Origin of the sequence: Enterobacter sp. Ag1 (genome assembly GCA_000277545.1) — a bacterium.
Lineage (GTDB): Bacteria > Pseudomonadota > Gammaproteobacteria > Enterobacterales > Enterobacteriaceae > Cedecea.
The window spans coordinates 24188-32490 of the sequence record AKXM01000021.1 but is presented as its reverse complement, the minus strand read 5'-3'; the positions used below and the strand labels follow the sequence as shown (position 1 = coordinate 32490).

The following is an 8303-nucleotide window of genomic DNA, read 5'->3' as shown; positions in this document are numbered from 1 at the left end:
GTTAGCCGGTGCTTCTTCTGCGAGTAACGTCAATCACCAAGGTTATTAACCTTRATGCCTTACTCCTCGCTGAAAGTACTTTACAACCCGAAGGCCTTCTTCATACACGCGGCATGGCTGCATCAGGCTTGCGCCCATTGTGCAATATTCCCCACTGCTGCCTCCCGTAGGAGTCTGGACCGTGTCTCAGTTCCAGTGTGGCTGGTCATCCTCTCAGACCAGCTAGGGATCGTCGCCTAGGTGAGCCATTACCCCACCTACTAGCTAATCCCATCTGGGTTCATCTGATGGCAAGAGGCCCGAAGGTCCCCCTCTTTGGTCTTGCGACGTTATGCGGTATTAGCTACCGTTTCCAGTAGTTATCCCCCTCCATCAGGCAGATCCCCAGACATTACTCACCCGTCCGCCGCTCGTCACCCAGGAGCAAGCTCCCCGTGCTACCGCTCGACTTGCATGTGTTAGGCCTGCCGCCAGCGTTCAATCTGAGCCATGATCAAACTCTTCAATTTAAAAGTGTTTGATGCTCAAAGAATTAAAACTGTTTATAAAATCAGTAGTCACTCTTCAAGACTTGATATTTGTTTGCATCCGAAGATGCTGAGATATCAATCCTGCGAGTGCCCACACAGATTGTCTGATAAATTGTTAAAGAGCAGTGAGTTAGGCGCTTTCGCTTGCTAACTCGAGGTGGCGTATATTACGCTTTCCTCTTTCAGAGTCAACCCCGATTTTCAGGATTTTTTCTCTTTATCGAACCGGCTAATTTGTGAAGTGATTCACTGTGCCGTCTCGATGGAGGCGCATTATAGGGATCCCACTTTTTAGCACAAGTACTTTTTCGATCTTTTTTTCTGAATGTTTAGTTTTCACTCTTTTCGCTGAGATCCTGTTCGATCTGCCCTCTTTATCGCCCTTTACTCCCTTGCCATTGCTCAAGAAAGCGGCCACAGTCTATTTCTGTAATGAATTTCCCTGAGGTGTTTATGTCTGCGGTACTGCGTGCTTTTCAAAAAACTTTCCCTCAACTCGATGAACGAGTCATGGTTGATCCCACCAGCGTGGTCATTGGTGACGTAAAACTGGCGGATGATGTCAGTATCTGGCCGTTAGTTGCTATTCGAGGGGACGTAAACACCGTGACAATTGGAGCACGCACCAACATCCAGGATGGCAGCGTGCTTCATGTTACCCATAAGTCCTCTTATAAACCTGAAGGGAACCCGCTGATCGTTGGTGAAGATGTGACGGTGGGCCATAAGGTAATGCTGCACGGCTGCACGATCGGCAATCGCGTCTTGGTTGGAATGGGGTCGATCCTATTGGATGGAGTAGTAGTAGAAGATGATGTGATGATTGGTGCCGGTAGCCTGGTCCCCCAGAACAAGCACCTGGAAAGCGGCTTTCTCTATTTAGGCAGTCCGGTGAAACAGATTCGCCGCCTGACTGAAGCGGAGCTGGCCGGATTAACCTACTCCGCTAACAATTATGTGCGCTGGAAAGATGAGTATCTGGCTCAGGATAGCCAGTACCACCCTTGATCGCCTTCCTGCTCACTTTCGATCAGGCCTTCGGCTTCTTCTTCAAGATCCCAACGATATTCCCGAAATAAAGAAAGCCACTCTTCGGCGCCATTGCCGCCGAAGCGGCTGGCAATGGCCAATGAGCTTATCGCGCACTCAACCTGGAACCCCTGCACCAGCGCAGGAAAACGGATAGCCTGCCGCTCTTCATCCCAGACTTCACGAGCCGGGAACTGAATGGCCTGGTTCACGCCGCCATTTCTCTTTTCAACGCCTCAATAACTGGCGCGACATCTGGCATGACGCCGTGCCAAAGCATAAAAGCGTGTGCAGCCTGCCCCACCAGCATGCCAAGACCATCCGCGTAAGACACTACACCGTGACTCGTAGCCCAGTTCAAGAATGGCGTCAGCCCTTTCTGGTAAAACATGTCGTAGCAACTTACACGGTGGGAAAGGAGAGAAACCGGCAGCGCAGGGATCTCACCGCCAATCCCGCTGGACGTGGCGTTGATCAGTAAATCGAATTCATGCCCCTCGAGCTGATCCATTGCCACGGCGTTAACACTTCCCGTATGGCTGAATAAATCAGCCAGTTCTGCCGCTTTGGCAAACGTACGGTTGGTTATCGTGACCGCACAATCTAATGATAACAAGGGCAGCAGTACACCACGCGCTGCGCCGCCGGCCCCCACCAGCAGAATACGATCGCCGGGTTTGATCAGTTTCAAACGTTCAAGATCGCTCAACAAGCCAATACCATCCGTATTGTCTCCAAGCAAACGTCCATCTTCCAGGCGCTTGAGCGTATTGACCGCACCTGCCAGCGCCGCCCGCTCTGTTAGCTCGTCTGCACGAGTAAAAGCTTGTTCTTTAAAAGGGACGGTGACGTTGGCTCCCCTTCCTCCTTTATTGAAGAAGGCTTCAAGTGTTTCAGCAAAAGTGTCTAACGGAGCAAGCACGCGTCCATAAGGATGTTCAATTCCCAATTGTTCTGCGAAAAGGCGATGAATAAGAGGAGATTTGCTGTGCTGAATAGGGTTACCAAAGACGGCGAAAGTTTCCATAATTACCCCTGACGGAAGAGTTCGCCGGTTAAGGCATCGCGTATTTCTGAAGGATTAAGCCGCCCACCGGTATCCCCCATAAGTACAGGGAAACTTTGGCCAAACTGCTGCTGAACTTCTTCCGAACTGCGACACGGAGGCAAGCCCGTAAGGTTCGCACTGGTAGACACCAGAGGCTTACCGTAGGTAAGACATAGCTCTTTCACAAGCGGATGATTGGTCACACGCACCGCCAAAGAATCAAAACGCCCGGTCAGCCACTTTGGGGTGGAGGGCAAAGCCGGGAAAACAAACGTCACCGGGCCAGGCCAGTTTGCAAACACCACCGAAAGCTGTGCTTCATTAAGCGCAGCGGCATCAATATAAGGTTTCAGCTGCTCAAAATTGGCGGCGATAAGGATAAGTCCCTTCTCTACCGGACGCTGTTTCAGCTCAAGCAGGCGAGTAACTGCGAGTTCACTATCGGGATCGCAACCAACGCCAAAGACGGCTTCGGTTGGGTAGGCGATGACTTGTTCTTCTTTCAGGGCCGCTACGATCTGCGCGAGCTGGCCTTCAGGCAGGTTATTATTCACTGGCTTGTTCCGTCGTTACCGGCTTTCCACATTGTTTATTGGCGCAGAAACGTTTCACGCCCTGAGCCGTTTTCTTTTCAATAAGCAGCGGATACTGACATTCAGAGCAGATACCCGCTACCGGTTTAACATTAATGACAAACTGACAGTCCGGGTAGCTGTTACAGGACCAGAACGTTTTCCCGTAGCGAGAACGACGCTGAACCAGTTGCCCTTTTTGGCATTGGGGGCACGCTATTGCCGTCTCATCGGGTTTATCAATGATTTCCGTGTGTTCGCATTCAGGGTAATTGCTGCAGCCGATAAACATGCCAAACCGCCCCTGACGTAGCACGAGCGTCGACTGACAAACCGGGCATTGCTGGCCATCAAGTACTTTAACAATATGCCCATCGGCCTGGCTCTTTAACGGGCGAACATAATCGCATTCCGGGTAATGGGAACAGCCCAAAAATGGGCCGTGTTTACCGGAACGTATTGCTAACTCTGCCCCGCATTGGGGGCAGGGTTCATTTTTTGGCACCGAGAACAGTGCTGACTTGGCCATAACATCTCATGCTGCAACTTAATTTAGTGCAGCATACCTTCATTTGCCTCGAAGAGTAATTCTTCCATTTGCTGGTAGGCGTTTTCACACCCCGGAATGTTGAACAGCACCATCAGTACAACCCACTTCAGATCTTCCAGTTCGAATTCTGCTGTGTCGAGCGCCAGCACGCGCTCAATCACCATTTCGCGGGTTTCGAGATTTAACACCTGAATCTGTTCAAGGAACAGTAAAAAGCCCCGACAGTCTGCATCAAGCCGCTGGCTCTCTTCTGCGGTAAAAATACGCATAGAGAGAGGATCGGCAGCAAGCTGCATCGGTTCGGTCAAACCATCCTGATAGTCGGCCAGCTTTTCAAGCCACACTAATGCGTTAAAAATGTCCTCACGATCAAAACCAGCGTCGGTGAGATCGCTCGTCAGCTTATCCTGATCAACGCGCATTTCTGCTTCGCTGTGGATGTAGGTTTCAAATAAGTACATTAGTACGTCGAACATGGCATGCCCTCCTCAATCGGACATAGCCGCCGGGTACAGCTGCGATCCATCCTGCTAACTCCAGTTCGAGTAACTGAGCTACCGTCTCTGGCACAGGTTGGCCGGCACGTTCAGCGACGACGTCAACAGGTGTAACCTCATCTCCTACGTTAGCCAACAGATGGGGAAATGGCAATGCGCCGTCCTGTTGATTTGGCGAATATATTGACACATTGTGCGAAGCGGGAAGCCAATGGAGTTCAGAGGCGAGATAATCAAGGATATCCTGCGGACTTCGTACTAGATTAGCCCCTTGCTGAATAAGCCAGTGCGGGCCATCGCTCCCAGGACTTCCTACCGTACCGGGCAGAGCAAATACCTCTCTTCCCTGTTCAACGGCATAGCGGGCAGTCACCAGGGATCCACTTCGTTCACCGGCTTCTACGACAAAAACGGCTCTACTCAGCCCACTAATGACACGATTACGCCACGGAAAGTTCGAGGGCCAGGGCGTACAGGAAAGGGGAAACTCGGATAGCACTGCCCCTTCTTGCTCGAGAATTTGCCGGGCTAACATCGCATGACGTTTAGGATGAACGCTGCCTAATCCATTCCCCAACACAGCAATGGTTTTGCCCTTGACTCTCAGTGCCGCACGGTGCGCCACCCCATCAATGCCCAATGCCAACCCGCTGGTTATCACCAGTCCAGACTGTGCAAGCGCTTCGCAGAACTGCCGGCAAAAGCGCTCGCCGTAATCTGACAGGTTGCGACTACCGACAACTGCAATCTGGTTCTGGCTGAGTAGTGAAGGTTCACCGGCAACAAACAGAGCGGCAGGATAATCATTTATGGCTCTGAGCTGCTCAGGATAAAGGGCGTCTTCCGCCGTCAGCAGATGGTGACTTGGCTTATCGAGCCAGAGAAGACTCGCTTCAAGCTGACGCTCATTAAATGCAGTAAATAATGCACATTCTCGGGCATTTAATCCCGCCGCGAGCAGACTCTCCCTTTCTACCCTTGGGCATCGTTCCAGGAAGTGGGCTATTTTTAGGAACTTATCCCCACTCAGCCCCTTAACAGCCATAAGACGTAGCCAAATCTCCATTATCTGCACTCAATCCCCCTGCCACAGGCCATCAAAGCAATCCTTGCGATTGGTCACTGATGCTGTCAATCAGCCGGGGAAATGTCTAGAATAGAGGGAATAATCCTTTCTACTACTGAACACAGCTCTGGAAATTTATGGCATTTTTGCAAGTATTACATATTCCCGACGAGCGCCTTCGCAAAGTCGCTAAACCGGTTGAAGAAGTGAATGCGGACATTCAGCGTATCGTTGATGATATGTTCGATACTATGTACGCCGAAGAAGGCATTGGCCTGGCGGCTACGCAGGTAGATATTCACCAACGCATCATCGTGATTGATGTATCCGAGAACCGTGACGAACAGTTGGTACTGATTAACCCGGAACTGCTGGAAAAAAGCGGTGAGACCGGTATTGAAGAAGGTTGCCTGTCCATCCCTGAACAGCGTGCGCTGGTACCTCGTGCAGAAAAAGTGAAAATTCGCGCGCTGGATCGTGACGGTAAAGCCTTTGAACTGGAAGCAGATGGCCTGCTGGCGATTTGTATCCAGCACGAAATGGATCATCTGGTCGGTAAACTGTTTATCGATTATCTGTCGCCGCTGAAACAGCAACGTATTCGCCAGAAAGTTGAAAAACTCGACCGTTTGAAAGCGAAAGCTTAAGGACAACAAACAACGTGTCAGATTCTCTGCGTATTATTTTTGCCGGAACCCCAGACTTCGCAGCGCGTCACCTTGACGCGCTGTTGTCTTCTCAGCACCAGGTCGTTGGTGTATTTACCCAACCAGATCGTCCGGCAGGCCGCGGCAAAAAACTCATGCCAGGCCCGGTAAAAGTGCTGGCAGAAGAGAAAGGCATTCCTGTCTTTCAGCCGGCTACGCTGCGTAAAGCGGAAAATCAGCAGTTGATTGCCGACCTCAACGCCGATGTTATGGTGGTGGTTGCATATGGCCTGATTTTGCCTCAGCCGGTACTCGATATGCCTCGCCTGGGCTGCGTAAATGTTCATGGTTCACTGCTGCCACGCTGGCGTGGTGCGGCACCGATCCAACGTTCTTTGTGGGCCGGGGATACTGAAACTGGCGTCACCATTATGCAAATGGATATCGGCCTCGATACCGGCGACATGCTGTATAAACTCTCTTGTCCGATTGAGGCAGAAGACACCAGCGGAACCCTCTACGATAAGCTAGCAGGGCTGGGTCCTAAAGGCCTTCTGGACACGCTGGAACAGCTAGCCAACGGTACCGCTACGCCGGAGGTTCAAGACGAAGCGCTGGTGACCTATGCTGAGAAACTCAGCAAAGAAGAAGCCCGCATCAACTGGAACCTTTCTGCCGTTCAACTGGAACGCTGTATCCGTGCTTTTAACCCATGGCCAATGAGCTGGCTAGAAATCGATGGGCAGCCGCTAAAAGTCTGGCGCGCGTCGGCGATCAACACCCAGACAAATTCAGCACCGGGCACCATTCTGGCCACCAGTAAACAAGGCATCCAGGTTGCGACCGCCGAGGGCATTCTGAATCTTGAAGAACTGCAGCCTGCAGGTAAAAAAGCCATGAAAGCGCAGGACCTGCTGAACTCACGCCGTGAATGGTTTGAACCTGGTACAGTCCTCTCCTGATAAAGCCGCATTTATACGCCCAGGGTAACCTGGGCATTTTTGTTTATAGCGCTGGAAAAACCAGAGCACGATAATGAAAAAAACACTGAATCTTCGCAGCCTGGCTGCCCAAACAATTGAACAAGTTGTCGAGCAAGGACAATCATTAAGTAATGTACTGCCTGGGGTACAGCAGAAAGTGTCTGATAAAGACAGAGCCCTGCTGCAGGAGCTGTGCTTCGGCGTGCTGCGTACCCTTCCGCAGCTGGACTGGCTGGTTGGCAAACTCATGTCACGCCCGATGACCGGAAAGCAGCGTACAATCCATTACTTAATTATGGTCGGCATCTATCAGCTTCTGTATACCCGTATTCCTGCGCATGCTGCGCTGGCTGAAACCGTTGAAGGTGCTATCGCGATTAAGCGCCAGGCTTTTAAGGGCTTAATCAATGGCGTACTACGTCAGTTCCAGCGCCAGCAAGAAAACCTGATGGCAGAAGCTGCTAAGCATGAAAGCCGTTTTCTGCACCCGGCCTGGCTGCTGCAGCGTTTGAAAAAAGCTTACCCGGACTGCTGGGAATCCATTGTCGATGCTAATAACCAGCGCCCTCCAATGTGGCTGCGCGTAAATCGCCAGCACCATACGCGTGAAGCATGGATGGCTTTGCTGGCTGAGGCTGGTCTGGAAGGCCATATACATCCCAAATACCAGGATGCTGTTCGCCTTGATTCACCCGCCCCCGTTCAGGCATTACCTGGTTTTGAGCAAGGCTGGGTGACCGTGCAGGATGCTTCAGCTCAGGGCAGCGTCGATCTTTTAGATCCGCAAAACGGTGAAACTATTCTGGATCTTTGTGCAGCACCGGGCGGTAAGACAACGCATATTCTGGAAGCGGCCCCGAATGCAAAAGTGATGGCCGTCGACGTTGACACCCAGCGCCTGAAACGCGTGCATGAAAATCTTGAACGCCTTGGCATGAAAGCAGAAGTAAAACAGGGAGACGGCCGTTTCCCTGCTCAGTGGTGTGGCGAAACTAAGTTTGACCGTATTTTGCTTGATGCACCATGCTCAGCAACCGGCGTTATTCGTCGCCATCCAGACATCAAATGGCTGCGTCGCGACAGGGATATCGCAGAACTCGCTGCTTTGCAGAAAGAGATTCTGGATGCTATCTGGCCTCACCTTAAAACCGGCGGGACGCTTGTCTATGCCACTTGTTCTATTCTCCCGGACGAGAATAAGGATCAGGTGAGCGCGTTTCTGGCGCGTCATGCCGATGCCAAACTGGTAGAAACCGGTGACAATAAGGCTCCGGGCATTCAAAATCTGCCTGCAGCAGACGACGGTGACGGCTTCTATTACGCTAAGCTAATTAAGAGCTGACTCCCTACAGGGTGAGTCATAAGTTTCATCACTCGTGAA

10 protein-coding genes and 1 rRNA gene are annotated in these 8303 nt (G+C 51.5%); 4 read left to right on the top strand and 7 right to left on the bottom strand.

Annotated elements, in window-relative coordinates; all coding sequences use genetic code 11:
• Positions 1-509: ribosomal RNA gene (locus A936_RS09935) — 16S ribosomal RNA — on the bottom strand; the annotation flags it as partial.
• A 474-nt stretch (positions 510-983) separates the two neighbouring features.
• Between A936_RS09935 and A936_RS09925 the strand changes: the two genes are divergently transcribed.
• Entirely contained in the window at positions 984-1538 is a 555-nt protein-coding gene (locus tag A936_RS09925; protein WP_008457228.1) for a gamma carbonic anhydrase family protein, read from the top strand.
• Here A936_RS09925 and A936_RS09920 read toward each other — a convergent pair.
• From A936_RS09920 to dprA, 6 genes are read right to left on the bottom strand one after another with little or no spacing between them, the layout of a single operon-like run.
• Positions 1514-1771 carry a DUF1488 family protein gene (locus A936_RS09920; RefSeq protein WP_008457221.1) on the bottom strand — a complete coding sequence of 86 codons (258 nt, stop codon included), beginning with the start codon at positions 1769-1771 and terminating at the stop codon, positions 1514-1516. The genes A936_RS09925 and A936_RS09920 overlap by 25 nt on opposite strands.
• Positions 1768-2586 (bottom strand): shikimate dehydrogenase, encoded by an 819-nt coding sequence (gene aroE / locus A936_RS09915; RefSeq protein WP_008457220.1) that lies wholly within the window; start codon positions 2584-2586, stop codon positions 1768-1770. Before aroE ends, A936_RS09920 begins: the two co-directional genes overlap by 4 nt.
• Before the next feature lie 2 nt (positions 2587-2588).
• Positions 2589-3161 carry an L-threonylcarbamoyladenylate synthase type 1 TsaC gene (gene tsaC, locus A936_RS09910; protein ID WP_008457219.1) on the bottom strand — a complete coding sequence of 191 codons (573 nt, stop codon included), beginning with the start codon at positions 3159-3161 and terminating at the stop codon, positions 2589-2591.
• Positions 3154-3708, bottom strand: coding sequence for a DNA topoisomerase family protein (locus A936_RS09905; protein ID WP_008457218.1), 555 nt, complete (start codon positions 3706-3708; stop codon positions 3154-3156). Before A936_RS09905 ends, tsaC begins: the two co-directional genes overlap by 8 nt.
• A gap of 23 nt (positions 3709-3731) precedes the next feature.
• Complete coding sequence (gene smg, locus A936_RS09900; RefSeq protein WP_008457217.1) at positions 3732-4205, bottom strand: DUF494 family protein Smg; 474 nt, start codon at positions 4203-4205, stop codon at positions 3732-3734.
• Positions 4177-5292, bottom strand: a complete 1116-nt coding sequence (gene dprA, locus A936_RS09895) for a DNA-protecting protein DprA (RefSeq protein ID WP_034808676.1) — start codon at positions 5290-5292, stop codon at positions 4177-4179. The genes smg and dprA overlap by 29 nt, the downstream gene beginning before the upstream one ends.
• 137 nt (positions 5293-5429) lie before the next feature.
• On the opposite strand from dprA, the gene def reads away from it, so the two are divergent.
• From def to rsmB, 3 genes are all read left to right on the top strand, one after another.
• Positions 5430-5939 (top strand): peptide deformylase, encoded by a 510-nt coding sequence (gene def, locus A936_RS09890; protein ID WP_008457215.1) that lies wholly within the window; start codon positions 5430-5432, stop codon positions 5937-5939.
• A 14-nt stretch (positions 5940-5953) separates the two neighbouring features.
• A complete protein-coding gene (fmt, locus tag A936_RS09885) occupies positions 5954-6901 on the top strand; it encodes a methionyl-tRNA formyltransferase (RefSeq protein WP_008457213.1) in 948 nt (315 codons plus the stop codon).
• Positions 6902-6974: 73 nt separating this feature from the next.
• Positions 6975-8264 carry a 16S rRNA (cytosine(967)-C(5))-methyltransferase RsmB gene (gene rsmB, locus A936_RS09880; RefSeq protein ID WP_008457211.1) on the top strand — a complete coding sequence of 430 codons (1290 nt, stop codon included), beginning with the start codon at positions 6975-6977 and terminating at the stop codon, positions 8262-8264.
• Positions 8265-8303 lie beyond the last annotated feature (39 nt).

Bases quoted from the DNA above. Each gene is read 5' to 3' on its own strand.
- aroE (WP_008457220.1), bottom strand. From the start codon at position 2,586: ATGGAAACTTTCGCCGTCTTTGGTAACCCTATTCAGCACAGCAAATCT.
- def (WP_008457215.1), top strand. From the start codon at position 5,430: ATGGCATTTTTGCAAGTATTACATATTCCCGACGAGCGCCTTCGCAAA.
- dprA (WP_034808676.1), bottom strand. From the start codon at position 5,292: ATGGAGATTTGGCTACGTCTTATGGCTGTTAAGGGGCTGAGTGGGGAT.
- A936_RS09905 (WP_008457218.1), bottom strand. From the start codon at position 3,708: ATGGCCAAGTCAGCACTGTTCTCGGTGCCAAAAAATGAACCCTGCCCC.
- A936_RS09925 (WP_008457228.1), top strand. From the start codon at position 984: ATGTCTGCGGTACTGCGTGCTTTTCAAAAAACTTTCCCTCAACTCGAT.
- rsmB (WP_008457211.1), top strand. From the start codon at position 6,975: ATGAAAAAAACACTGAATCTTCGCAGCCTGGCTGCCCAAACAATTGAA.
- smg (WP_008457217.1), bottom strand. From the start codon at position 4,205: ATGTTCGACGTACTAATGTACTTATTTGAAACCTACATCCACAGCGAA.